Source organism: Variovorax sp. RCC_210, from assembly GCF_041355175.1.
Classification (GTDB): Bacteria; Pseudomonadota; Gammaproteobacteria; order Burkholderiales; family Burkholderiaceae_C; genus Variovorax.
Genome location: NZ_JBFUPJ010000004.1, coordinates 1 through 24,452, shown reverse-complemented (window position 1 = coordinate 24,452; position 24,452 = coordinate 1). Strand labels below are relative to the sequence as shown.

Here is a 24,452-nt window from a genome sequence, read left to right as displayed (position 1 = left end):
ATCTTGCATATTCGCGGGTCGATGCTTCGATTCCTCCTGACCCGTGTGAGCCTGCTGGTGCCGACCTTCATCGGCATGACGCTGCTCGCGTTCTTCCTCATCCGGCTGGTGCCGGGCGACCCCATCGAGACGATGGCCGGCGAGCGCGGCATCGACCCCGAGCGCCACGCCCAGTTGCGCGCCGCCTACGGCTTCGACAAGCCGGTGATCGTGCAGTACGGCATCTACATCGGCCGCGTGCTGCACGGCGACCTGGGCAAGTCGATCATCACGCAGGACACGGTGATGAGCGAGTTTCTGGCGCTGTTCCCCGCCACCATGGAACTCGCGGTGTGCGCCATTCTTTTCGCGCTGCTGCTCGGGCTGCCGGCGGGCATTCTTGCCGCGGTGCGGCGCAACTCCATCTTCGACCACGGCGTGATGGCCACGTCGCTCACCGGCTACTCGATGCCGATCTTCTGGTGGGGCCTGCTGCTCATCCTGTTCTTCTCGGTGCAGCTGGGGTGGACGCCGGTGTCGGGGCGCATCGCGGTGCAGTACTTCATCGAGCCCGAGACCGGCTTTCTCTTGATCGACGCGCTGCGCGCGGGCGACATCGATGCCTTCTGGTCGGCGCTGCACCACCTCATTCTCCCGGCCATCGTGCTGGGCACGGTGCCGCTCGCGGTCATCGCGCGCATGACGCGCTCGGCCATGCTCGAGGTGCTGGGCGAGGACTACATCCGCACCGCGCGCGCCAAGGGCCTGTCGCGCTTTCGCGTGGTAGGCCTGCACGCGCTGCGCAACGCGCTGATACCGGTGGTGACCGTCATCGGGCTGCAGGTGGGCGTGCTGTTCACGGGCGCCATCCTCACCGAGACCATCTTCTCCTGGCCCGGCGTCGGCAAGTGGCTCATCGAGGCCATCGGGCGGCGCGACTATCCGGTGCTGCAGGGCGGCATGCTGCTGCTCGGCGGGCTGGTGATGCTGGTCAACCTGCTGGTGGACGTGGCCTACGGCGTCATCAACCCGCGCATCCGGCACTGACGCCATGGCCGACACACACGCAGTTTCAACCTCCGGCAAGAACAAGAGCACGGGCGAGCGTGCAGTACCGCCCGGCCCCTGGCGCGAGTTCTGGACCGCCTTCTCGGCCAACCGCGGCGCGGTCATCGGGCTGGTCACCATCGTTGTGCTGCTGCTGGTCGCGCTTTTCGCGCCGTGGATCGCGCCGCACGCGCCCAACGAGACCAACAGCGCCGTGTTCCTGTTGCCGCCCGCGTGGCAGCAGGGCGGCTCCGCGAGCTACCTGCTGGGCACCGACGCCATCGGGCGCGACATTCTTTCGCGGCTGATGCACGGCGCGCGGCTGTCGCTGTCGATCGGCGTGGCGGTGGTGGCCATCTCGGTGGCTGTGGGCGTGGTGCTCGGGCTGGTCGCGGGCTTTTTCCGCGGCGTGCTCGAGATCGCGATCATGCGGCTCATGGACATCGTGCTCACCATGCCGAGCCTGCTGATGGCCATCGTGATCGTCGCGATCCTCGGGCCGGGGCTGATCAACGCGATGGTCGCCGTGGCCATCGTGGTGCTGCCGCACTACGTTCGCATCACGCGCGCGGCCGTCATTGCCGAGGTGTCGCGCGACTACGTGACCGCCGCGCGCGTGAGCGGCGCCGGCACGCTGCGCCTGATGTTCCGCGAGGTGCTGCCCAACTGCGCCGCGCCGCTCATCGTGCAGGCCTCGCTCGGCATTTCCACCGCCATCCTCGACGCGGCGGCGCTGGGCTTCATCGGCCTGGGCGCGCAGCCGCCCTCGCCCGAGTGGGGAACCATGCTGGCCGACGCGCGCGAGTTCGTGCTGCGCGCGTGGTGGGTCGTGACCTTTCCGGGCCTGGCGATCCTTGCCGCGGTGCTGGCTTTCAACCTGCTGGGCGACGGGTTGCGCGACGCGCTCGACCCCAAGCTCAAACGCTAAGGCAAAGGAAAGACAAGATGCCTTTGCTGGACATAAAAGACCTGCACGTCGAGTTCCCGACCCAAGGCGGCGTGCTGCATGCGGTTGACGGCGTGAGCCTCACGCTCGAGGAGGGCGAGGTGCTCGGCATCGTCGGCGAGTCGGGCTCGGGCAAGAGTGTGACGATGATGGCGCTGATGGGCCTGGTCGGCTTTCCGGGCCGCGTGCGCGCGGACCACATGCGCTTCGCGGGCAAGGAGCTGCTGGGCATTTCCGACAAGGCGCGCCGCGCGCTGGTCGGCAAGGAGGTCGCGATGATCTTCCAGGAGCCGACCACCAGCCTCAACCCCTGCTTCACCATCGGCTTTCAGCTCATGGAAACGCTGCGGCTGCACCTGAAGCTCGACAAGCGCGAGGCGAAGAAGCGCGCGACCGAGTTGCTGGAACAGGTCGGCATTCCGGCCGCGTCGTCGCGCCTGGGCAGCTACCCGCACCAGCTCTCGGGCGGCATGAACCAGCGCGTGATGATCGCCATGGCCATCGCCTGCAACCCGCGCCTGCTGATCGCCGACGAACCCACCACCGCGCTGGACGTGACCATCCAGGCGCAGATCCTCGACCTGCTGCGCGACCTGCAGAAGGAGCGCGGCATGGCGCTGGTGCTCATCACGCACAACATGGGCGTGGTGAGCGAAATGGCGCAGCGCATCGCGGTGATGTACGCGGGGCAGGTGATGGAGCACCAGCGCGTGGACCGGCTCTTCGCGTCACCGCAGCACCCTTACACCGAGGCCCTGCTCGCCGCGTTGCCCGAGCGCGCCGCGCCCGAAGGCCGGCTGGCCACCATCAGCGGCGTGGTGCCCGGCGTGCACGACCGGCCCGCGGGCTGCCTGTTCGCGCCGCGCTGCGGCTACGTGACGGAGCGTGCGTGCCAGGTGCGTCCGGCGTTGCGCGAGGTGCACGGTATGCAAGGTGCCCAGGGTGCTCAGGTGCGTTGCCACTTTCCGCTCGGCGAGCCGGGGCGCCTGGCCGCCATCGCGCAAGACCCGCCGCGACAACAGGTGGCGGAGGTGATGCCGTGACCAGCGCATCGACCGACGTATCTGCTGACGCATCCACCGGCGCATCCACCGACGTGGTCGTCGAAGCCCGCAACCTGCAGCGCACCTACGACATCCGCCGCGGCATGTTCCGCGCGCCGGCGCACCTGCGCGCGGTGGGCGACATCTCTTTTCGCATCGAGCGCGGTCGCACGCTGGCCGTGGTCGGCGAGTCGGGCTGCGGCAAGTCGACGCTGGCGCGCATGGTCGCGCTCATCGAGAAGCCCACGGCCGGCCAGCTCACGCTGGTCGGCGCCGACGCGGTCGACACGCCGCAAGACCGCAAGCGCGAGCTGCGCCAGGCCGTGCAGCTGGTGTTCCAGAACCCGTACGGCTCGCTCAACCCGCGCAAGAAGATCTCGGCGGTGCTCGAAGACCCGCTGGCCATCAACACCACGCTGGGCAAGGCCGAGCGCGCCGCCAGGGCGCGCGACATGCTCGCGCGCGTGGGCCTGCGGCCCGAGTACGCCAACCGCTATCCGCACATGTTCTCCGGCGGCCAGCGCCAGCGCATCGCGATCGCGCGCGCGCTCATGCTGTCGCCGCGCCTGCTGGTGGCCGACGAGCCGGTGTCGGCGCTCGACGTGTCGATCCAGGCGCAGGTGCTCAACCTGCTGGCCGACCTGCAGGCCGAGCTGGGGCTGGCGTACCTCTTCATCTCGCACGACCTCGGCGTGGTGCGCCACATTGCGCACGACGTGCTCGTGATGTACCTGGGCCATGCGGTGGAGCAGGGGCCCAAGTCGCGCATCTTCGCGCGGCCGCTGCACCCGTACACGCAGGCGCTGCTGGCCTCCACCCCGGGGCTCAGCAGCCAGCGCATCGTGCTCAAGGGCGAGCTGCCGTCGCCGCTGAACCCGCCCACGGGCTGCGTTTTCAACACGCGCTGCCCGCATGTGGCGCCGCGCTGCCGCGAAGAGCGGCCGCTGCTGCGCATGCTCGACGAGCGGCAGGTGGCCTGCCATTTCGCCGAGCAGTTTCTCGAGGGCGCGCCGGTGGTGCGCGCCGATGTCCCGATGGCGGCGATCGCCTGAGGGCCGCCTGTTTTCACTTTTTCAACCGTGTTTCAAGGAGTCGACATGAAGCCCCAGTCCACCGTTTCGCGCCGCCCACGCAAGCTGGCGCTGCTGGCACCGACCGCGCTCGCCGCCGTGGCCCTGAGCCTGGCCTGCGGCGCCGTGTCCGCCAAGACGCTGGTGTATTGCTCCGAAGGCAGCCCCGAGAACTTCTACCCGGGCATGAACACCACCGGCACCTCGTTCGACGTGACCACGCAGGTCTACAACACCATCGTCGAGTTCGAGCGCGGGGGCACCAAGGTCGTGCCGGGCCTGGCCGAGAAGTGGGACATTTCCGCCGACGGCACGCAGTACACCTTCCACCTGCGCAAGGGCGTGAAGTGGCATACCACCAGCAAGAGCTTCAAGCCCACGCGCGACTTCAACGCCGACGACTTCATCTTCATGCTCGAGCGCCAGTGGAAGGAGAGCGACCCCTTCTTCAAGGTGACGAGCCAGAACCACTCCTACTTCAACGACATGGGCATGCCCAAGCTGCTGAAGACGGTGGACCGCGTGGACGACTACACGGTGAAGATCGTGCTCAACCAGCCCGAGGCGCCGTTCCTCGCGAACCTGGCCATGCAGTACGCGGGCATCCAGTCGAAGGAATACGCCATCGCCATGCTGAAGGCCGGCACGCCCGAGAAGGTCGACCAGGACCCGATCGGCACCGGCCCCTTCTACCTGGTGCAGTACCAGAAGGACGCGATCATCCGCTTCAAGGCCTTCCCGCAGTACTGGGGCGGCAAGGCGAAGATCGACGACCTGGTGTTCGCGATCACGCCCGATGCCTCGGTGCGCTGGGCCAAGCTGCAAAAGGGCGAGTGCCACGTCATGCCCTACCCGAACCCGGCCGACCTCGACGCGATCCGCAAGGACCCGAACGTGCAGGTGCTGGAGCAGCCCGGCCTGAACGTGGGCTACCTGTCGTTCAACACCACCAAGAAGCCTTTCGACGACGTGCGCGTGCGCAAGGCGGTGAGCATGGCGATCAACAAGAAGGCCATCATCGACGGCGTGTACCTGTCGACCGGCGTGGCCGCGAAGAACCCGATTCCGCCGAGCATGTGGTCCTACAACGACGCCGTGAAGGACGACCCCTACGACCCCGAGGCCGCCAAGAAGCTGCTGGCGCAGGCCGGCTTCCCCGACGGCTTCTCCACCGACCTGTGGGCCATGCCCGTGCAGCGCCCGTACAACCCGAACGCCAAGCGCATCGCCGAGCTGATGCAGGCCGACCTGGCCAAGGTCAACGTGAAGGCCGAGATCAAGAGCTTCGAATGGGGCGAGTACCGCAAGCGCCTGCAGGCCGGCGAGCACCAGATGGGCATGATGGGCTGGACCGGCGACAACGGCGACCCGGACAACTTCCTGTACACGCTGCTGGGCTGCGCATCGGCCAAGTCGGCCAGCGGCAGCAACGTGTCGAAGTTCTGCTACCAGCCGTACGAAGACCTGGTGGTGAAGGCCAAGAGCACGACCAAGCAGGCCGACCGCGACGCGCTCTACAAGAAGGCGCAGGTGATCTTCAAGGAGCAGGCGCCGTGGTTCACCATCGCGCACGCGGTGCAGCTGAAGCCGGTGCGCAAGGAAGTGGTCGACTTCAAGCTGAGCCCTTTCGGACGCCATACCTTTTACGGCGTGGACATGAAGTAAGCGCATGGCCGGTCCTGCCGCTCCTGTTGCCATCGTCGCCGCCATGCAGCAGGAGCTGGGCGCATTGCTCGCGCTCATGCCCGACGAGCAGCGCGTGCGCGTCGCGGGGCGCGACTTCTGGGTTGGCCATCTGCACGGCCAGCCGGTGGTCGCGGTGCTGTCGCGCATCGGCAAGGTCGCGGCGGCGGTCACGGCCACTGTGCTGCTCGAACGCTTCGGCGTGCGGGCCATCGTGTTCACCGGCGTGGCGGGCGGACTGGCGCCGGGCGTGAACGTGGGCGACGTGGTGGTCGCGACCGAGCTGCTGCAGCACGACATGGACGCATCGCCGATCTTTCCGAAGCACGAGGTGCCGCTGATGGAGCTGTCGCGCTTCGCGGCCGACGCAGCGATCAGCGATGCGCTGGCGCAGGTCGTCACGAACGTGCTGCGCGACCCGGTGGCGTTGATCGGGCAGGAGGGCGTCGACGAGTTCGGTTTGTCGTCGCCCCAGGTGCATCGCGGGCTGCTGGTGAGCGGCGACCGCTTCGTCTCGACCACGGCGGAGAGCGCGGCGCTGCAGCGCGAGTTGCCCGACGCGCTCGCCGTCGAGATGGAGGGGGCGGCGGTGGCGCAGGTGTGCCACGACTACGGCGTGCCCTTCGCGGCGATGCGCACCATTTCCGACCGGGCCGACGACGCGGCGCATGGCGACTTCGCGCGCTTCGTGGCCGTGGTGGCCAGCCGCTACAGCCTGGCGCTGGTCGGCGCCTGGCTGGCCACGCTGCCGGCGCTCAGCTGAGCGGGGCGGCCCTGCGGCGCGGAATGTCGCGCAGCAGCGGCGGAATCGACAGCGCGAGCAGCAAGGCGGCCAGCGGCACCACGCACACGAAGCCGACGTACTTGAAGCCCAGCGCGCCCATCGCGCCGCCGAGCACGAACATGCCGACCAGCCCGCCGGCGCGGCGCATGCGGGCGCGGTCGTGGCGCACCGCCGTCGTGTCTTGTCTGGCGCGGCCGTTCCAGTAGAGCATCTTGCCGATCTCGATGCCCATGTCGGTGATGTTGCCGGTCATGTGCGTGGTGCGGATGCTGCCGCCCGAGGTCTTCGACGCCACCGCGTTCTGCAGGCCCATGATGAAGGACAGCAGCAGCACCGTGAGCGGCACCGCGAACGGCGTGGCCCAGGTGAGCGTGATGGCGCCCATGAGGCCGAAGGGGAACATCAGCGCCGCCTCCAGCACCAGCGGCAGCGCATACACGCCGTGCATGCGGTGCTGCCGGCCCCAGTTGACCAGCACCGCGCACACCGCGGCGCCGCTCACGAACGCGAGGATGGCGCCCAGCGCGTTCAGCAGCAGCGTGAGGTTGCCCAGCACCATGCCGTCGGCCAGCTGCGAGGCGAAGCCGGTCATGTGCGAGGTGTACATGTGCAGGACGAGGAAGCCGCCCGCGTTGACGGCGCCGGCATTGAAGGCCAGCAGCAGGCCGAGCGCGATGTTGGTGGACGGCGCGCGGTGGCGGTTGGTGAGGAAGCGAAGTCTGCGCACGGGGGGCTCTCCGGGTCGGCAGCCACTCTACACCCGTTGTCCCCCGCGCTTGCGCTGCGCCGGCGGTGCGCGTTACTTCAGCCAGCCGCGCCGGCGGAAGTACCACATCGGCCCCAGCGCGCTGGCCGCCATCAGCACCAGCGCGTAGGGGTAGCCCAGCGACCAGTCGAGCTCGGGCATGAACTTGAAGTTCATGCCGTAGATGCTCGCGATCAGCGTGGGCGGCAGCAGCGCCACGCTGGCCACCGAGAAGATCTTGATGGTCTTGTTCTGGTTGATGTTGATGAAACCGACGGTCGCATCCATCAGGAAGTTGATCTTGTCGAACAGGAAGGCCGTGTGGTTGTCCAGCGACTCGATGTCGCGCAGGATCTGGCGCGCTTCCTCGAACTGCTCGGCGTTGAGCATCTTGCTGCGCATCATGAAGCTCACGGCGCGGCGCGTGTCCATCACGTTGCGGCGGATGCGGCCGTTCAAGTCTTCCTGCCGCGCGATGGCGCCCAGCACCTCGCCGGCCAGCTCGTCGCTGACGTTGCCCGAGAGCACCTTCTTGCCGGCCACTTCGAGCTCGTCGTAGATGTTCTCCAGCGTGTCGGCCGAGTACTCGGCGTCGGCGTCGAACAGCTTGAGCATCACTTCCTTCGCGTCCTCGATCAGCCCCGGGGCGCGGCGCGCGCGCATGCGCAGCAGGCGGAACACGGGCACGTCCTCGTCGTGGATCGAGAACAGCACGCCGCGGCTGCGCAGGTCGGTGTTGTGTTGGTTGAGGATGAAGGCCACGCGCACGGTGCGGGGGTCTTCGTCGTCGTCGATCAGGAAGTCGGAGCGGATGTGCAGTTCGCCGTTGTCTTCCTCGTAGAAGCGGGCGGACTCCTCGATGTCCTCGTCCATCGCGTCTTCGGGGATCGACAGGCCGTAGTACTGCTTGATCCAGCGCTTTTCCTCGAGCGTGGGCGACTCGAGGTCGACCCAGATGGGCTGGAATTTGGAGAGCTCTTCGAGCGCCTCGATCTCTTCCTGGACGAGGCGGCCGTTGGCGAGCGTAAAGATATTGAGCATGGGCTCACTCCCGGGTGTGACTGAAACGTGGGCGGGGAGGGGGGCGCTTTCAATTCCCGGGCCCGACGTGAGCGAAAAATCGCGTCAGTGAAAGGGAGTTGAAAGCTGCCGAGACGGGGCGGTTTCCATGGGAAGAATCTCCGGTTGCAGCGAGGCGCGATTATGTCACCGGCCATATGACGCCGGGGTGGCCGGACTGGACGGACATACAGTAAAGTCGTGCGCCATGCAGACCACTGCGCTCCCCGTTTTCCCTTCCGCGCCGAAGACCCAGGCCGAGCGCCTGGCCGCCGCGCTGTCCGCGCTCAACGAGGCGCAGCGCGCGGCGGTGGAGCATGGCGTGGGAGCCGCCATCGGCCATGCCGAGGGCGATGCCGGGCGCGACAAGGGCGACGAGCGTCCCTTGCTCGTCATCGCCGGCGCCGGCTCGGGCAAGACCAGCACGCTGGCGCACCGCGTGGCGCATCTCATTGCCGGCGGCGTCGATCCGCAGCGCCTGCTGCTGCTGACCTTCTCGCGCCGCGCGGCGCAGGAAATGGAACGCCGCGCCGGCCAGGTGCTGGCCAAGGTGCTGGGCCTGAAGTCCGAGGCGCCGCCCGTGCTGCCGTGGGCCGGCACCTTCCACGGCATCGGTGCGCGGCTGCTGCGCGAGTACGCCCCGCAGATCGGGCTGGACGAAAACTTCACCATCCACGACCGCGGCGACGCCGAAGACCTGATGGGGCTGGTGCGCCACGAGCTGGGCCTGTCGTCCACCGTGAACCGTTTTCCGCGCAAGGGCACCTGCCTGTCGATCTACTCGCGCTGCGTGAACACGCGCGCGGCGCTGGGGCAGGTGTTGAAGGAGTCCTTCCCCTGGTGCGCCGAATGGGAGGCCGAGCTCAAGAAGCTGTTCGGCGCCTACGTGGAGGCCAAGCAGCAGCAGAACGTGCTCGACTACGACGACCTGCTGCTCTACTGGGCCGAAATGGCCGCCGAGCCCGCGCTGGCCGCGCAGATGGGCGGGCGCTTCGACCATGTGCTCATCGACGAATACCAGGACACCAACCTGCTGCAGGCCTCCATCCTGCTCGGGCTCAAGCCCGACGGGCGCGGCGTGACGGTGGTGGGCGACGACGCGCAGTCGATCTACTCGTTCCGTGGCGCCACGGTGCGCAACATCCTCGACTTTCCGTCGCAGTTCACGCAGGCCGCGCGCGTGGTCACGCTGGAGCGCAACTACCGCTCGACGCAGCCCATCCTCGACGTGTCGAACCGCGTGATCGCGCAGGCCGCCGAGCGGCATGCCAAGACGCTGTGGACCGACAAGCCGTCGGCGGGCAAGCCGCTGCTGGTGCTGGTGGCCGACGAGGCCGGGCAGGCACGCTGGGTGGCCGACAAGGTGCTGGCGCACCGCGAGGGCGGGCTGGCGCTGAAGTCGCAGGCGGTGCTGTTTCGCACCTCGTCGCACAGCGCAGGGCTCGAACTGGAGCTGGCGCGGCGCAACATTCCGTTCGTGAAGTTCGGCGGGCTCAAGTTCCTGGAGGCCTCGCACGTGAAAGACCTGCTGGCGGTGCTGCGCTTTGCGCAGAACCCGCGCGGGCGCATGGCGGGCTTTCGGGTGACGCAGCTCATTCCGGGCATCGGGCCCGCCACGGGCGCGCGGCTGCTCGACGCGATGGACAAGGCCGCCGACCCGGCGGCGGCGGTGCGCGACTTCGTGCCGCCCGCCGCCGCGCGCGCGCAGTGGACCGAATTCGCCGAAACCTACGCCGCGCTGCGCACGCCTGCGCTGCAGTGGCCGGCCGACGTGGAGGTGGCCATGCGCTGGTACCAGCCGCACCTGGAGCGGCTGTACGAAGACACCTCCGGCGTGCGTCGCGCCGACGTGGAGCAGCTCGCGCGGCTGGCCGCCGGCTACGGCTCGCGCGAGCGCTTTCTCACCGAGCTCACGCTCGACCCGCCCGATGCCACCAGCGACCGCCCCGGCCCGCCGTTGCTCGACGAGGACTACCTGATCCTCTCGACCATTCATTCGGCCAAGGGGCAGGAATGGAATTCGGTGCACGTGCTCAACGTGGTCGACGGCTGCATGCCGGCCGACGTGGCGCAGGGCGCGCAGGAGCTGGAAGAAGAACGCCGGCTGCTCTACGTGGCCATGACCCGGGCGCGCGACCACCTGCACCTGCTGGTGCCGCAGCGCTTCTATGTCACGCAGCAGGCCGCGCGCGGCGACCGGCACCTGTACGCCAACCGCACGCGCTTCATCGCCGATGCCGACCTGGCTGGCTTCGAACAGCAGACCTGGCCGCCCCCGCCCGAACGTCCACCGGCGGTGCCGCCGCCGAGCGCGGTGATCGACCTGCGCAACCGGATGCGCGCCGCCTGGCGGTGAGCCGGCGCGGGAGCGGGCAAGCCCTGTCGCCGGGAGGGTCACCGGGTTTTTCGAGCTGACACACATCTGCGCGAACGGCTGCAAGGCCTGCCCGGCGCGCATGGGCTGCTATGGATTCATGAGCGTGCGAAACGCCGCGCGCCCGTTCGCGGCACCGCGGGCAACCCTGGTATTGCAATACCGTGACAGCTTGGGCATAGTGAATCGACCGCCCCAATTTCTGTCTCATTTCTCCTTCTCTTCCCCCTTTCCCTCTCTCTCCCTCTACTTCCCAGTTCCCCCGGCCACGCTTCATTCCGGAGCGCGGTCATTTCCCCAACCGTCAATTCCAGGAGGTCATTCATGAATTTGACGATCAGCGGTCATCACCTCGACGTCACACCTGCCTTGCGCACCTACGTCACGAGCAAGCTGGACCGGATCACACGGCACTTCGACCAGGTGGTCGATGTGAAGGTGATCCTCACGGTGGAAAAGCAAAAGGAAAAGGAACGCCGCCAAAGGGCGGAGTGCAACATCCACGTCAAGGGCAGTGACATGTTCGCGGAATCGAGCCACGCTGATCTCTACGCCGCGGTCGACGAACTGGTCGACAAGCTGGACCGCCAGGTGGTGCGCCACAAGGACCGGCTGCAGGACCACCATCACGCCGCGCCCAAACGCCTCATGTAGGCAAAGCGCCCCGCGCGCAAGCCGAAGGCCGCCTGCGGGCGGCCTTTTTGTTTTCCGACCTCTGCACTGGGACTTTGGCAAGCTTCCCAGGCGCCAAGAGGCGTGCGGGCAACATGTAGACAGAAAGTAAATAGGGGGACTGGGGGTTTTTACCAAGCGGGTGCATAATCGCCCCCGCTCTGCACCCACCATGAATCGCCTCGCGTCCATCCTGCCGCCCGCTCAAGTGCTCGTGAGCGTTGACGCCACCAGCAAAAAACGTGCTTTCGAAGAAGCAGGTTTGCTGTTCGAAAGCCTTCACGGCCTGGGCCGTGCCCTCATCACCGACAGCCTGTTCGCGCGAGAGCGCCTCGGCTCCACCGGATTGGGCCATGGCGTTGCCATTCCGCATGGCCGCATCAAGGGCCTGAAGGCACCGATGGCCGCGGTGTTCCAGCTGGCCAACCCCATCGGTTTCGACGCACCCGACGAGCAACCCGTCGCGCTGCTGATCTTCCTGCTGGTGCCCGAAGCGGCCACGCAGAAGCACCTCGAGATCCTGTCTGAAATCGCCGAGCTGCTGAGCGACGCCAGCCTGCGCGAACAGATCAAGTCCAGCACCGACGCGGCCGCCCTGCACGGGCTGATCGCCGGCTGGCAGTCCACGCAAGTCGCCTGAGCGCATGCGTCGGCACGCGCGGCTGCTGATAAGCTGCGCGGCTCCCTCTTCCGTCACTCCAACGCAATGCCTGCGCCCGTGCGCCGGCGCCTGAACGCATGAAGCCGACCGTCATCAGCGCCGATGCCATGTTCGAGGAGTTCCGCGGCTCGCTCCGCTGGGAATGGCTCGCGGGGCTGGGCGCGTCCGAACGCCAGTTCGACCCCGAGGTCATCAGCCGCGCGCAATCTGCCGCCGACCTGGTCGGCTACCTCAACTACATCCACCCCTACCGCGTGCAGATCCTGGGCGCCCGCGAGGTCGCCTACCTCACGCGGGGCAGCCAGGAAGACTGCGCCCGGCGCATCGCCCGCATCGTGACGCTGGAGCCGCCGATGCTGGTGCTGGCCGACGGCCAGGCCGCGCCGGACGAGCTGCTGTCGATCTGCGAGCGCGCGCAGCTGCCGTTGTTCGCCACGCGCGAGTCGTCGGCCTTCGTGATCGACCTGCTGCGCGCCTACCTGTCCAAGCACTTCGCCGAGCGCACCTCGATGCATGGCGTGTTCATGGACATCCTGGGCATGGGTGTGATGATCACGGGCGAGTCGGGCCTCGGGAAAAGCGAACTGGGCCTCGAACTGATTTCACGCGGCAACGGCCTGGTGGCCGACGACGCGGTCGACCTGTACCGCATCAACCAGAACACCATCGAGGGGCGCTGCCCCGACCTGCTGCTGAACCTGCTGGAGGTGCGCGGCATCGGCCTGCTGGACATTCGCGCGATCTTCGGGGAGACGGCGGTGCGCCGGAAGATGCGGCTGAAGCTCATCGTGCACCTGGTGCGGCGCGACAGCTTCGAGCGCGACTACGAGCGCATGCCCTCGGCGCCGCTCACGCAGGACGTGCTGGGCATTCCGGTGCGCAAGGTCATCATCCAGGTGGTGGCGGGGCGCAACATTGCCGTGCTGGTGGAGGCGGCGGTGCGCAATTCGATTTTGCAGCTGCGCGGCATCGACACTTATGCCGACTTCGTGGCGCGGCACCACAAGGCGATGGAAAACGGGCAGGACTGAGCGCGGTTTCTGCGCCCAGTGAGCCCAGTGCGCTCAGACGTGGCGCTCCGCGGTCGGTGTCAGTGCTTGCTGGCGCAGTCGCCGCACAGGCCGTACAGCGACATGGCGTGGTCCTGCAGGATCCAGCCCTTGTCCTTGGAGATCATTTGCTGGCGGCGCTCGATTTCGGCGTCGTAGAACTCCTCGACCTTGCCGCACGAGGTGCAGATCAGGTGGTCGTGGTGGGTGCCTTCGTTCAGTTCGTAGACGGCCTTGCCGCTCTCGAAGTGGCTGCGCTCCAGGATGCCGGCCTGCTCGAATTGCGTGAGCACACGGTAGACCGTGGCCAGGCCGATGTCGGAGTGTTCGTTCAGCAGCACGCGAAAGACGTCTTCCGCCGTCATGTGCCGCTGGCTGCCGGTCTGGAAGATCTCGAGGATCTTCAGGCGCGGCAATGTGGCCTTGAGGCCGGTGTTCTTGAGTTCGTCGATGTTGGCCATGTTGGTTCCTGCGCCCTGGGCTGCGGCAAAGGCCCTGGAAAAGGGGCTGCCGCTACAATGGCCGATCATATCGCTACCCCCTTTTCCTCCCATGCCTGCCATTTTCCAACGCCGTCCCTGGCTGATGGTCGCCGCCGTGGCCGCCACGCTTTGCCTCGGTGCCTGCAGCAGCTTCAGCGATCGGACGCGGAGTGCATTGTCCGCGGTCACCCCGTACAAGGTCGAAGTGGTCCAGGGCAATTTCGTGTCGAAGGAACAGGTCGCGGCGCTCAAGCCCGGCATGTCGCGCCAGCAGGTGCGTGAAATTCTCGGCACTTCGCTGCTGACCGACGTGTTCCACGCCAACCGCTGGGACTACGTGTTCACCATCCGCCGCCAGGGCGTCGACCCGCAGGAACGCCACCTCACGGTGTTCTTCAACGGCGAAATCATGGACCGCTTCGAAGGCGACGAGATGCCGAGCGAAGAAGACTTCGTCGCTACGCTCGACACCCGCAAGAAATCCGGCAAGGTGCCCACGCTCGAGGCCTCGGAAGACGACCTGAAGAAATTCGCCCCCTCCAAGGACGACAAGAAAGCGGACACCGCCGACAAGGCCGACGCGCAGGCTTCGCTCCCGCCGCTGCCCGCCGCCTACCCCCCGCTCGAAGCCGCGCGCTGAACGCGCCGCAGCCAGACAGACAGCCGTAGCGGGCGGCGCCCGCCGAGCCAGGCAGTGCCCGTTCCGTGTTCCCCGTGTTTTTGCATGACTGAATCCGCGTGACCGAACCCACTTCCGCCTCCGCCCATCCCGCTTCCACTTCCGCCGCCGCTTCTGATGCGCGCCGCGTTGCCATCGCCGGCGCCTCGGGCCGCATGGGCCACATGCTGGTCGAGGCCGTGCGCAACGCGCCCGACCTGCGCCTGGCCGGCGCGCTCGACATCGCGGGCAGCCCGGCCCTGGGCACCGACGCCGGCGCCTTCCTCGGCTTCGACAGCGGCGTGTCCATCGTGTCCGACCTGCGTGCCGGCCTGAAGGACGCCCAGGTGCTCATCGACTTCACCCGCCCCGAAGGCACGCTGGCGCACCTGGCCGTGTGCCGCGAACTCGGCGTTCAGGCCGTCATCGGCACCACCGGCTTCAGCGACGCGCAGAAGGGGGAGATCGCAGAGATCGCGAAAGACATCGCCATCATGATGGCGCCCAACATGAGCGTGGGCGTCAACGTGACCTTCAAGCTGCTCGAGATGGCGGCCAAGGCCATGTCCAGCGGCTACGACATCGAGATCATCGAGGCGCACCACCGCCACAAGGTCGACGCGCCCTCGGGCACCGCCCTGAAGATGGGCGAGGTCATTGCCGACGCGCTGGGCCGCGACCTGAAGGAATGCGCCGTGTACGCCCGCGACGGCATCACCGGCGAGCGCGACCCGTCGACCATCGGCTTCTCGGCCATCCGCGGCGGCGACATCGTGGGCGACCACACCGTGCTGTTCGCGGGCACGGGCGAACGCATCGAAATCACCCACAAGTCGTCCAGCCGCGTCACCTACGCCCAGGGCAGCCTGCGCGCGGTGCGCTTCCTGGCCGGGCAGCGCGCGGGCCTGTTCGACATGTACGACGTGCTGGGTCTTCGCTGAAGACCTGCCGCGTTTTCGCTGAACCAAAGGACCGCCGATGAGCGTGCTCGAACTGCTGACCCACGGCGACGGCGTCAGCCGTTCGGTGGCGGCGCTGCTGCTGGCGATGTCCATCGCAAGCTGGGTCATCATCTTGTGGAAGGCCTGGCTGCTGCGCGGCGGCACGCGCGACGTGCTGCGCAGCATCGCCGCGTTCTGGCAGTCGTCCACGCTGGCCGACGCCGAACACAAGCTCAAGGCCTTCGACAAGGCTGGGCTGGTCTGGCCCGCCGTGTCCGCCATCCAGGGCGTGGCCACGCGTGCGCCCGACGGCACGCTGGGCGCCACGGTCGATCGCAACCAGCGCCTGACCCGTGTGCTGCGCGACGCGCTGCACGGCGCGCTGCGGCGGCTGCAGGCGGGCCAGATCCTGCTGGCCACCGTGGGCGCCACCGCGCCCTTCGTCGGGCTGCTGGGCACGGTGTGGGGCATCTACGGGGCGCTGGCGGGCATTGCCGGTCAAACCGGCGGCTTCACCATCGACAAAGTCGCCGGCCCCGTCGGCGAGGCGCTGGTCATGACGGCCTTCGGCCTGGCCGTGGCCATTCCGGCCGTGCTGGCCTACAACGTGTTCGGCCGCGTCATCGGGCGCATCGAGGCCGAGCTCGAAGGCTTCGCGCACGACCTGCTGGCCAGCTTCGGCACGCCGCCGGCCCCCGTGGCACCGCCGCCCGCGCGGCCGATGCCGGTCTGACGGCTTCCACCGCTTCAACAGCTTCAACACGGCACGCTGCACCATGGCCTTCGGACGCACATCGCTAGGCAGCAGCACCGGTGCCGGCGGGCGCGCCATGGGCGGCGGCGCGCAGCGGCCGCTGTCGGACATCAACGTGACGCCGCTGGTCGACGTGATGCTGGTGCTGCTGGTGATCTTCATCATCACCGCGCCGCTGATGGCCAGCTCCATCAAGCTCGACCTGCCTCAGACCGACGCCGGCCAGCCCAACGACGCGCCCAAGTTCGTGAGCCTGGCGGTCGATGCGTCGGGCAAGGTGTTCTTCAACGACCAGCCGGTGACCGACGACGAACTGGCCACCCGGCTCGAAAAGGCCGCGGCCGACAGCAAGGACACCGAGGTGCAGCTGCGCGCCGACCAGACCGTGCCCTACGGCAAGGTGGTGGCGCTGATGGGCATCGCGAACAAGGCCGGGCTGAGCCGCATCGGCTTCGTGACGGACGCGCCTCAGGCAACCTCGGCCACGCCCGCAGCGCCGCGCTGAGAGATCGCCGCCGCTCAGGCCACGAGCGGCAACCCGATCAGCAGCGTCGTGCCGCTCGACCACCGCAACCGCGGGTTCAGCCCAGCACCACCGGCTTGGTCTTCCAGATTTCATGCGCGTACTGCGCGATCGTGCGGTCAGACGAGAACGCACCCATGCCCGCCACGTTCAGGATCGCCTTGCGCGTCCACGCGTCGGAGTCGCGGTACAGCGCATCGACCTCGGCCTGCTTGGCCACGTAGCTCGCGTAGTCGGCCAGCAGCAGGTAGTGGTCGCCCCAGTTCACGAGCGCGTCGTAGATGCCTTGGTAGCGCGCGGGCTCGCCCGCGGAGAACGCGCCGTCGCGGATGGCGTCGAGCACGCGCTTGAGCTCGGCGTTCTGCTCGTAGATGTCGCGCGGCTGGTAGCCGTGGGCGCGAATGTCGGCCACCTCGGGCGTGGTGTTGCCGAAGATGAAGATGTTCTCCGGCCCCACGTTCTCGCGCATTTCCACGTTGGCGCCGTCCAGCGTGCCGATGGTCAGCGCGCCGTTCAGCGCGAACTTCATGTTGCCGGTGCCCGAGGCCTCGGTGCCGGCGGTGGAAATCTGCTCCGACAGGTCGGCCGCCGGCATGATGATCTCGGCCAGGCTCACGCTGTAGTTCGGCAGGAACACCACCTTCAGCAGCTTGCCCACGCGCGCGTCGGCATTGATGGTGGCCGCCACGTCGTTGATGAGCCGGATGACCAGCTTGGCCATCACGTAGGCCGACGCCGCCTTGCCCGCGAACACCACCACGCGCGGCACGATGTCGAGCGTTTCACCGGCGGCCTGAGCATCCAGGATGCGGTGGTAGCGCGCCACCACGTGCAGCGCGTTGAGCAGTTGCCGCTTGTATTCGTGGATGCGCTTGACCTGCACGTCGAACATGGCGTCCGTGTCGATGTCGATCTTCAGGTGCTGCTCGACCCAGTTGGCCAGCCGCAGCTTGTTCTCGCGCTTGGCATGGCGAAAGGCGCGCACGAAGGCCGGTTGGTCGGCCATGGGCTTGAGCGCCTCCAGCTGCGACAGGTCGCGCCGCCAGCCCTTGCCGATGCGCTGGTCGAGCAGCGCCGCCAGCGGCGGGTTGGCCTGCGCCAGCCAGCGGCGCGGGGTGACGCCGTTGGTCTTGTTGTTGAAGCGCTCGGGAAAGATCTTGTCGAAGTCGGCAAAGATCGACTGCTTCATCAGCTCCGAGTGCAGCCCCGACACGCCGTTGATCGAGTGGCTCGCCAGCACCGCCACGTAGGCCATGCGCACGCGCCGCTCGCCGGCCTCGTCGACCAGCGACAGCCGGCGCAGCAGCTCGACGTCGTTGCCCGCCTTCTGCGTGACCGTGGCCAGGAACTTGGCGTTCATGTCGTAGATGATCTGCAGGTGCCGCGGCAGGATGCGCCCCAGCATCTCCACCGGCCAGGTCTCCAGCGCCTCGTGCATCAGCGTGTGGTTGGTGTAGCTGAACACCTTTTGCGTGTGCTCCCACGCGGTGTCCCAGTCGAGGCCGTGCTCGTCGAGCAGCAGCCGCATCAGCTCGGGCACGGCGAGCACGGGGTGCGTGTCGTTCAGGTGGATGCTGACCTTCTCGGAGAGCTGGTCGAAGGTCTTGTGGTTGCGCAGGTAGCGGCGCAGCAGGTCTTGCACGCTGGCGCTGCAGAAGAAGTACTCCTGGTGCAGCCGCAGCTCGCGGCCCGAGGGCGTGGAGTCGTCGGGGTAGAGCACGCGCGACACGTTCTCCGACTGGTTCTTGCTTTCCACCGCGCCCATGTAGTTGCCGCGGTTGAAGGCCGAGAGGTCGATTTCCTCGGTGGCGCGCGCCGACCACAGCCGCAGCGTGTTGGTGGCCTGCGTGCCGTAGCCGGGAATGATGGTGTCGTAGGCCACGGCGCGCACGTCGTGCGTGTCGACCCAGTCGGCCGCGCCGTAGGGGGCGTTGGTGCCCTCGCGCTTCTGCACGCGCCCGCCGAAGCGCACGCGGTAGTTCACCTCGGGCCGCTGGAACTCCCACGGGTTGCCGCGCGTGAGCCAGTAGTCGGGCGTCTCGACCTGCTGGCCGCCGACGATCTGCTGGCGGAACATGCCGTACTCGTAGCGGATGCCGTAGCCCATGCCGGGCACGCCGAGCGTGGCCATCGAGTCGAGAAAGCAGGCCGCCAGCCGGCCGAGACCGCCGTTGCCCAGGGCGGCATCGGGCTCGCGCTCGGCCAGGGCGTCCATGTCGACGCCGAAGTCGGCCAGCGCCTCGCGCACGGTGTCGAACAGGTCGACGGCCAGCAGCGCGTTGGTGAAGGTGCGCCCGATGAGGAATTCCATCGAGAGGTAGTAGACGCGCTTCAGGTCCTGCGCGTAGTTGGCGCGCGTGGTCATCATCCAGCGCTCCACCAGCTGGTCGCGCACGGCCTGCGAGGTGGCGTTGAGCCAGTCGTCCTGGCTGGCGGCCACGGGGTCCTTGCCGACCGCGTAGATCAGCTTGTTGGCCACCGCGCGCTTGAAGGCCGCCACGTCGCGGTCAGGGTGGTCGTAGGCGAAGTCTTTGATCGTCATGGTGGGCACTCTCGATGTGTGTGGTGTTTGGGGGCCGTGCGCTGGGTCGGCACGGTCTTGTTGCAGGAACACCGCGGGACCTGCTGGGTCGGGTTTTTGCGGGCTCGGACTGTTCGGGGCGAGAGCCCAGGCCACCGGGGTGATCGCGCCCTGCGTGCAGGCTGCGTCGAATGAACAGACGGCAAGTCATGCCAGCGCCTGCCGATAAACGTCGATGTACTGCCCGGCCGCAGTCCCCCAGTCCGCAGGCCGGCGCATCGCATGGCCGCGCACGCGCCGCCAGTCGGGTGCGCGCTGGTACAGGGCGAAGGCGCGGCGCAAGGCGCGTTCGTAGTCCGGCACGTCGAAGCGGTCGAACACGAAGCCCGTGGCCTCGCCGCTGGCCAGGTCTTCCAGCGACGCATCGACCACCGTGTCCGCCAGCCCGCCGACCCGGCGCACCAGCGGCAGGCTGCCGTACTTCAGGCCGTACATCTGCGTGAGGCCGCAGGGCTCGAACAAAGAGGGCACCAGCGTCACGTCGCCCGCGCCGAAGAGCTGGTGCGCCAGCGCCTCGTTGTAGCCGATGGTCACGCTGACCGATTGCGGCGACGCTGCCGCGCGCTCGCGGAAGGCTTGCTCCAGCCACGCCTCGCCGGCGCCCAGCAGCGCGAGCTGGCCGCCCTGCGCAAGCAGGGCATCGAGCCCGTTCAGCACCAGGTGCAGGCCCTTCTGCTCGGTGAGCCGGCTCACAAGGATGAACAGCGGCGCATCGGGCCGCTCGGCCAGCCCCAGCTGGTGCTGCAGCACCGACTTGCAACGCGCCTTGCCGGCCATGTGGCGGCCTTCGGGCGTGTGGAAGCCCTGCACCAGCGCCGCGTCGCTCGACGGGTTCCAGACCTTGTCGTCGACCGCGTTGAGGATGCCGCTGAGCACCCCGCTGCGCTGGCGCAGCAGGCCGTCGAGGCCGCAGCCCTGCTCGGGCGTCTGGATTTCGCGCGCGTAGGTCGGGCTCACCGTGGTGAGCCGGTCGGCGTAGCTCAGGCCGCCCTTCATGAACGACACCTGGCCGTGGTATTCGATGCCGTTCATCTGGAACGCCTGGGCGGGCAGGCCCAGGTCGGTGAAGTTCCAGGGGGCGAACAGGCCCTGGTAGGCCAGGTTGTGCACGGTGAACACGCTGCCCACGTGCCGGCCCCGCAGGTCGCCGGCCTCGCGCGCGAAGTGCAGGTACGCCGGCGCCAGCGCGGCGTGCCAGTCGTGCGCGTGCACCACCTCGGGCTGCCACAGCGGATCGAGCCCTTGCGCCAGCTGCGCCGCGGCCCAGCCGAGCAGGGCGAAGCGGCGGTGGTTGTCGCCGTAGGGCTGGCGCGACGCGTCTTCGTAGGGGTTGCCGGGGCGGTCGTACAGCGAGGGCGCGTCGATCACGTAGGCCGGAACGGCCGGGGTGCCATCGGTGGCAAGGTGCCCGAAGCGCAGGGCGAAGCGTTCGCCCCAGGGCGCATTGAATTCGGCCACCGGCACCAGGTCGTGCAGGCCCGCCACGATGGCCGGAAACCCCGGCAGCAGCACGCGCGCGTCCTCGCCCTCGGCCATGAGCGCGAGCGGCAGCGCGCCGGCGATGTCCGCCAGGCCGCCGGTCTTGAGGAGGGGAAAGAGCTCGGCGCTGACCTGGAGGATTCGCATCGTCGGCGTGGTCAGGCGGCGGCGAGCCGTTTGAGCATCTCGCGCGTGACCAGCACCACGCCGTTCTCGGTGCGCTCGAAGCGCGCGGCGTCGGCCTCGGCGTCCTCGCCGATCACCATGTCGTCGGGAATGACGCAGGCGCGGTCGATCACCACCTTGCTCAGCCGGCAACCGCGGCCGACCTCGACGTCGGGCAGCAGCACGGCCTCGTTGATCTCGCAGAAGGAGTGGATGCGCACGCCCGAGAACAGCACCGAGCTGCTCACCTTGGAGCCCGAGACGATGCAGCCGCCCGACACGATGGTGTTCACCGTCATGCCGTGCTGGCCGTGGCGGTCGAGCACGAACTTGGCCGGGGGCAGCTGCCGCTGGTAGGTCCAGATGGGCCAGTCCGTGTCATAGATGTCCAGCTCCGGGGTGATGGCGGCCAGGTCGAGGTTGGCTGCCCAGAATGCATCAATCGTGCCCACGTCGCGCCAGTAGGTCTTGGCGCCCGGCCCGCGCGAGGCCCGCGTGACGCACGACATGCCGAACGGATGCGCCAGCGCGCGACCCTGCGCCACGGCGCGCGGAATGATGTCCTTGCCGAAGTCGTGGCTCGAGTCGGGGTTGACGCTGTCTTCCTCCAGCAGCTGGTAGAGGTACTCGGAGTCGAACACGTAGATGCCCATGCTGGCCAGCGCCACGTCGGGGTGGCCGGGCATGGCGGGCGGGTCGGCGGGTTTCTCGAGGAACTCGGTGATCTGGCGGTCGCCGTCCACGGCCATCACGCCGAAGGCCGTGGCCTCCATGCGCGGCACCTCGATGCAGCCGACGGTGCAGCCCAGGCCGCGCTCGGCGTGGTCCTTCACCATGAGCGAGTAGTCCATCTTGTAGATGTGGTCGCCGGCCAGCACCACCACGTAGTCGTGCTTGGTGGAGCGGGTCTGGATGATGTCCAGGTTCTGGAACACGGCGTCGGCCGTGCCGCGGTACCAGTGCTCGTCGCCCACGCGCTGCTGCGCGGGCAGCACGTCGACCATTTCATTGAGCTCGGCCCGCAGGAAGCTCCAGCCGCGCTGCAGGTGGCGCATGAGCGAGTGCGACTTGTACTGCGTGACCACCGCCATGCGCCGGATGCCGGAGTTCAGGCAGTTCGACAAGGCGAAATCGATGATGCGGAACTTGCCGCCGAAGTACACGGCCGGCTTGGCGCGTCGGTCGGTGAGCTGCTTGAGGCGGGAGCCGCGTCCGCCGGCCAGCACCAGGGCGATGGTGCGACGGACCAGTTGATGGGCCTGCAGCTCGTGCTGCGGCGGTTGGGGTATGAACTTGTCCATCCTGTGTCTCCGTTCGTTGGAATTCGTCGTCAGAGTTTCTGTATCGAGACTAGCACCGCGCCGTGTCCCTGGCTGCTACGTTCTTGCAATCCCGAGGCACTGGGAAGGCACTTCGAGCGCTGCGCCGAGCGGCTGGCCGGCATCCCCGGGGTCCAGGCCCGGATCGCTCGACAGGCACAGGCGCCACGCCCCCGCGGGCAGCTTGAAAGAGACGGTGTCGGGGCCCGCGTTCACCATCACCAGCCAGTCGCTCGCGGGGGTGTCCGTCGCGTCCTTCGCGGTCGTTGCAGCATTCGGAAACAGGATTGCAAGGGCCGTGCCCGCGTGCCAGTCCTGCGGTGTCATCGGTTCGCCATCGGGGCGCAGCCAGCGGATGCCGGCGGGCGTTCCCTGCGGCGGCTCGGCGGGCCACCAGCGCGTGCTGCGCAGGGCCGGGGCCTGGCGGCGCAGGGCGCCCAGTCGGGCGACAAAGGCGCTCAGCCCTGCCGCGTCGGTGCCGGTGCCGGTGCCACTGTCGGGTGCCGACGCTTCGCCCCACGCGAGCCAGGTGGTTTCGTTGTCCTGGCAGTAGGCGTTGTTGTTGCCCTGCTGGCTGTGCCCGAGCTCGTCGCCGGCCAGCAGCATGGGCGTGCCCTGCGACAGCATCAGCGTGGCGAGCAGCGCGCGTTGCAGCCGCGTGCGCCGCGCCAGCACGGCGGGGTCGTCGCTGGCGCCCTCGACGCCGCAGTTGTCGCTCATGTTGTGGCCGTGGCCGTCGCGGTTGTCCTCGCCGTTGGCCAGGTTGTGGCGCTCGTTGTAGCTCACCAGGTCGCGCAGCGTGAAGCCGTCGTGCGCGGTGACGAAGTTGACGCTCGCCGTCGGCGCGCGGCCGCTGTGCGCGAACTGCGCGCTGGAGGCAGTCAAGCGGTGGGCGAAGTCGCCCAGGCTGGCCTTGTCGTCGTGCGCCTGCCGGAGCCAGAAGCCGCGCTGCGTGTCGCGGTAGCGGTCGTTCCATTCGAGCCAGCCGGGCGGGAACTCGCCCAGGCGGTAGCCGCCGGGGCCGATGTCCCAGGGCTCGGCGATGAGCAGGGTGCGCGAAAGCACCGGGTCTTGCGCGACGGCGGCGAGAAAGGGCGCGCGCGGGTCGAAGCCGCGTTGCGCGTCGCGCGCCAGCACCGGGGCGAGGTCGAAGCGGAAGCCGTCCACGCCCATCTCGCAGGCCCAGAAGCGCAGGCTGTCCATCACCAATTGCAGCACGCGGGGCTCGCCCAGGTTCAGGCAGTTGCCGGTGCCGGTCCAGTTCTCGTAGAGGGCGCGGTCGTCGGGGCGCAGGTGGTAGTACAGGGCGTTGTCGATGCCGCGCAGCGACAGCGTGGGGCCGAGCTCGTCGGTCTCGGCGCTGTGGTTGTAGACGACGTCGATCACCAGCTCCATGCCACGCGCGTGCACGGCGTCGGCCATGGCGTGGAATTCGCTGGCGGGCGTGGTGCCGGGGCGGCCGCTCCAGTAGCGGGCCTCGGGCGCGAACCAGCCGATGGTGGTGTAGCCCCAGTAGTTGCTCAGGCCCATGCGCTGCAGGCGCTGCTCGTCGGCGCGGTGCTGCACGGGCATGAGGCTGAGGGTGGTGACGCCCAGGCGTTGCAGGTGGTCGAGCACTGCCGGTTCCGCCAGGCCGGCGTAGGTGCCTCTGAGTTGCTCTGGTAATGCGGGGTGCAGCCGGGTTTGGCCTTTGACGTGGAGTTCGTAGAGGACGCGGTCTCCGGCTGGGATGCGGGCATGGCCCTGATGTGCTGGTGCGTCTGTCGATGCACCTGCCGATGCATTTGCCGATGCATTTATCGGAGCTGTGGCCCGGGCGACCCTGGCTTTCAGGGCGATGGCTGCGTTGTCTCGGTTGTCGCGTTCTTGGGGGCGTCCGGGCACGTGGCCCAGGAACAGGTCGCTGCCGTCGTAGGTTCCCGCTATTTCGCGTGCGTACGGGTCTAGCAGCAGCTTTGCCGGGTTGAAGCGCTGGCCCGCTTCCGGCCTCCATGGGCCATGGACGCGGTAGCCGTAGACCAGGCCCGGCCTGGCGCTGGGGAGGGTGCCGTGCCAGACGCCGTCCGTGAATGCGGGGAGCTTCAGGCGCTGCTGCTCATGGGTGCCCGTGCTGTCGAAGATGCAGAGGTCTACCTGCTCTGCTGTGGGGGCTGCCAGGGCGAAGTTGACGCCTTGAGGGGTTTGGGTTGCGCCCAAAGGGAAAGGGGTGCCTGGGCTCAGCATGCTGTCTGCTCTCTTTGGTGTTTTGTTTTCGGGGCCGGGACTCGCCCCGGCGGGCGACTTACTTTCTTTTGCTTCGCCAAAAGAAAGTAAGCAAAGAAAAGGCGACCCCACTGTCTGCGACCCCTGCGCTGCGCTACGGGGCAACCTGCGGTGCTCACGTTTCGCGGGGTCTCGCCCAAACTCGCTTCGCTCAAACAAGGGCGAGCCCTGATCCG

At 68.1% G+C, this 24,452-nt stretch carries 21 protein-coding genes; 14 read left to right on the top strand and 7 right to left on the bottom strand.

Features of this window, described 5'->3' with window-relative positions; translation table 11 throughout:
• Positions 1 to 21: 21 nt before the first annotated feature.
• Genes AB6807_RS14990 through AB6807_RS14965 form a run of 6 tightly spaced genes read left to right on the top strand, consistent with a single transcriptional unit; the run spans position 22 to position 6,531 of the window.
• Positions 22 to 1,026, top strand: coding sequence for an ABC transporter permease subunit (locus AB6807_RS14990; RefSeq protein WP_116912474.1), 1,005 nt, complete (start codon positions 22 to 24; stop codon positions 1,024 to 1,026).
• 4 nt (positions 1,027 to 1,030) lie between these two features.
• A complete protein-coding gene (locus tag AB6807_RS14985) occupies positions 1,031 to 1,954 on the top strand; it encodes an ABC transporter permease subunit (protein WP_371085199.1) in 924 nt (307 codons plus the stop codon).
• 17 nt (positions 1,955 to 1,971) lie between these two features.
• A complete protein-coding gene (locus tag AB6807_RS14980; RefSeq protein ID WP_371085198.1) occupies positions 1,972 to 3,015 on the top strand; it encodes an ABC transporter ATP-binding protein in 1,044 nt (347 codons plus the stop codon).
• The gene (locus AB6807_RS14975) at positions 3,012 to 4,067 is read left to right on the top strand and encodes a peptide ABC transporter ATP-binding protein (protein ID WP_371085197.1); all 1,056 of its coding nucleotides are present in this window, start codon (positions 3,012 to 3,014) and stop codon (positions 4,065 to 4,067) included. The genes AB6807_RS14980 and AB6807_RS14975 overlap by 4 nt, the downstream gene beginning before the upstream one ends.
• Positions 4,068 to 4,112: 45 nt before the next feature.
• Entirely contained in the window at positions 4,113 to 5,750 is a 1,638-nt protein-coding gene (locus AB6807_RS14970; protein ID WP_116912470.1) for an ABC transporter substrate-binding protein, read from the top strand.
• A 4-nt stretch (positions 5,751 to 5,754) separates the two neighbouring features.
• Complete coding sequence (locus AB6807_RS14965) at positions 5,755 to 6,531, top strand: 5'-methylthioadenosine/adenosylhomocysteine nucleosidase (protein ID WP_371085196.1); 777 nt, start codon at positions 5,755 to 5,757, stop codon at positions 6,529 to 6,531.
• Here AB6807_RS14965 and AB6807_RS14960 read toward each other — a convergent pair.
• Positions 6,524 to 7,279 (bottom strand): YoaK family protein, encoded by a 756-nt coding sequence (locus tag AB6807_RS14960; protein WP_116912468.1) that lies wholly within the window; start codon positions 7,277 to 7,279, stop codon positions 6,524 to 6,526. The genes AB6807_RS14965 and AB6807_RS14960 overlap by 8 nt on opposite strands.
• A gap of 72 nt (positions 7,280 to 7,351) precedes the next feature.
• Entirely contained in the window at positions 7,352 to 8,338 is a 987-nt protein-coding gene (corA, locus tag AB6807_RS14955; protein WP_116912467.1) for a magnesium/cobalt transporter CorA, read from the bottom strand.
• A gap of 226 nt (positions 8,339 to 8,564) precedes the next feature.
• On the opposite strand from corA, the gene AB6807_RS14950 reads away from it, so the two are divergent.
• The 4 genes from AB6807_RS14950 (at position 8,565) to hprK (ending at position 13,094) form a co-directional block, all read left to right on the top strand.
• Positions 8,565 to 10,712, top strand: coding sequence for an ATP-dependent helicase (locus tag AB6807_RS14950; RefSeq protein WP_371085195.1), 2,148 nt, complete (start codon positions 8,565 to 8,567; stop codon positions 10,710 to 10,712).
• 342 nt (positions 10,713 to 11,054) lie between these two features.
• Positions 11,055 to 11,384, top strand: coding sequence for a ribosome hibernation-promoting factor, HPF/YfiA family (hpf, locus tag AB6807_RS14945; RefSeq protein WP_116912465.1), 330 nt, complete (start codon positions 11,055 to 11,057; stop codon positions 11,382 to 11,384).
• A 190-nt stretch (positions 11,385 to 11,574) separates the two neighbouring features.
• Positions 11,575 to 12,042 (top strand): PTS sugar transporter subunit IIA, encoded by a 468-nt coding sequence (locus tag AB6807_RS14940; protein ID WP_093127334.1) that lies wholly within the window; start codon positions 11,575 to 11,577, stop codon positions 12,040 to 12,042.
• 98 nt (positions 12,043 to 12,140) lie between these two features.
• A complete protein-coding gene (gene hprK, locus AB6807_RS14935) occupies positions 12,141 to 13,094 on the top strand; it encodes an HPr(Ser) kinase/phosphatase (protein ID WP_116912464.1) in 954 nt (317 codons plus the stop codon).
• Between the two features lie 59 nt (positions 13,095 to 13,153).
• On the opposite strand, the gene fur is transcribed toward hprK, so the two are convergent.
• Positions 13,154 to 13,573, bottom strand: a complete 420-nt coding sequence (gene fur / locus AB6807_RS14930; protein WP_116912463.1) for a ferric iron uptake transcriptional regulator — start codon at positions 13,571 to 13,573, stop codon at positions 13,154 to 13,156.
• Between the two features lie 91 nt (positions 13,574 to 13,664).
• Between fur and AB6807_RS14925 the strand changes: the two genes are divergently transcribed.
• From AB6807_RS14925 to AB6807_RS14910, 4 genes are all read left to right on the top strand, one after another.
• Complete coding sequence (locus AB6807_RS14925; RefSeq protein WP_371085194.1) at positions 13,665 to 14,234, top strand: outer membrane protein assembly factor BamE; 570 nt, start codon at positions 13,665 to 13,667, stop codon at positions 14,232 to 14,234.
• Between the two features lie 173 nt (positions 14,235 to 14,407).
• Entirely contained in the window at positions 14,408 to 15,193 is a 786-nt protein-coding gene (gene dapB, locus AB6807_RS14920) for a 4-hydroxy-tetrahydrodipicolinate reductase (RefSeq protein WP_371085427.1), read from the top strand.
• Between the two features lie 37 nt (positions 15,194 to 15,230).
• The gene (locus AB6807_RS14915) at positions 15,231 to 15,926 is read left to right on the top strand and encodes a MotA/TolQ/ExbB proton channel family protein (RefSeq protein ID WP_116912460.1); all 696 of its coding nucleotides are present in this window, start codon (positions 15,231 to 15,233) and stop codon (positions 15,924 to 15,926) included.
• Positions 15,927 to 15,969: 43 nt separating this feature from the next.
• Positions 15,970 to 16,452, top strand: coding sequence for a biopolymer transporter ExbD (locus AB6807_RS14910; RefSeq protein ID WP_116912459.1), 483 nt, complete (start codon positions 15,970 to 15,972; stop codon positions 16,450 to 16,452).
• A 76-nt stretch (positions 16,453 to 16,528) separates the two neighbouring features.
• Here the strand turns inward: AB6807_RS14910 and AB6807_RS14905 are convergent, their stop codons facing one another.
• The 4 genes from AB6807_RS14905 to glgX form a co-directional block, all read right to left on the bottom strand.
• The gene (locus tag AB6807_RS14905; protein ID WP_371085193.1) at positions 16,529 to 19,012 is read right to left on the bottom strand and encodes a glycogen/starch/alpha-glucan phosphorylase; all 2,484 of its coding nucleotides are present in this window, start codon (positions 19,010 to 19,012) and stop codon (positions 16,529 to 16,531) included.
• Between the two features lie 186 nt (positions 19,013 to 19,198).
• Entirely contained in the window at positions 19,199 to 20,677 is a 1,479-nt protein-coding gene (glgA, locus tag AB6807_RS14900; protein WP_371085192.1) for a glycogen synthase GlgA, read from the bottom strand.
• Between the two features lie 11 nt (positions 20,678 to 20,688).
• On the bottom strand, positions 20,689 to 21,996 hold the full coding sequence (gene glgC, locus AB6807_RS14895; RefSeq protein ID WP_116912456.1) for a glucose-1-phosphate adenylyltransferase: 1,308 nt from the start codon (positions 21,994 to 21,996) through the stop codon (positions 20,689 to 20,691).
• 75 nt (positions 21,997 to 22,071) lie between these two features.
• Positions 22,072 to 24,237: a glycogen debranching protein GlgX gene (glgX, locus tag AB6807_RS14890; protein WP_371085191.1), complete on the bottom strand. Its 2,166-nt coding sequence runs from the start codon at positions 24,235 to 24,237 to the stop codon at positions 22,072 to 22,074.
• Positions 24,238 to 24,452: the final 215 nt, after the last annotated feature.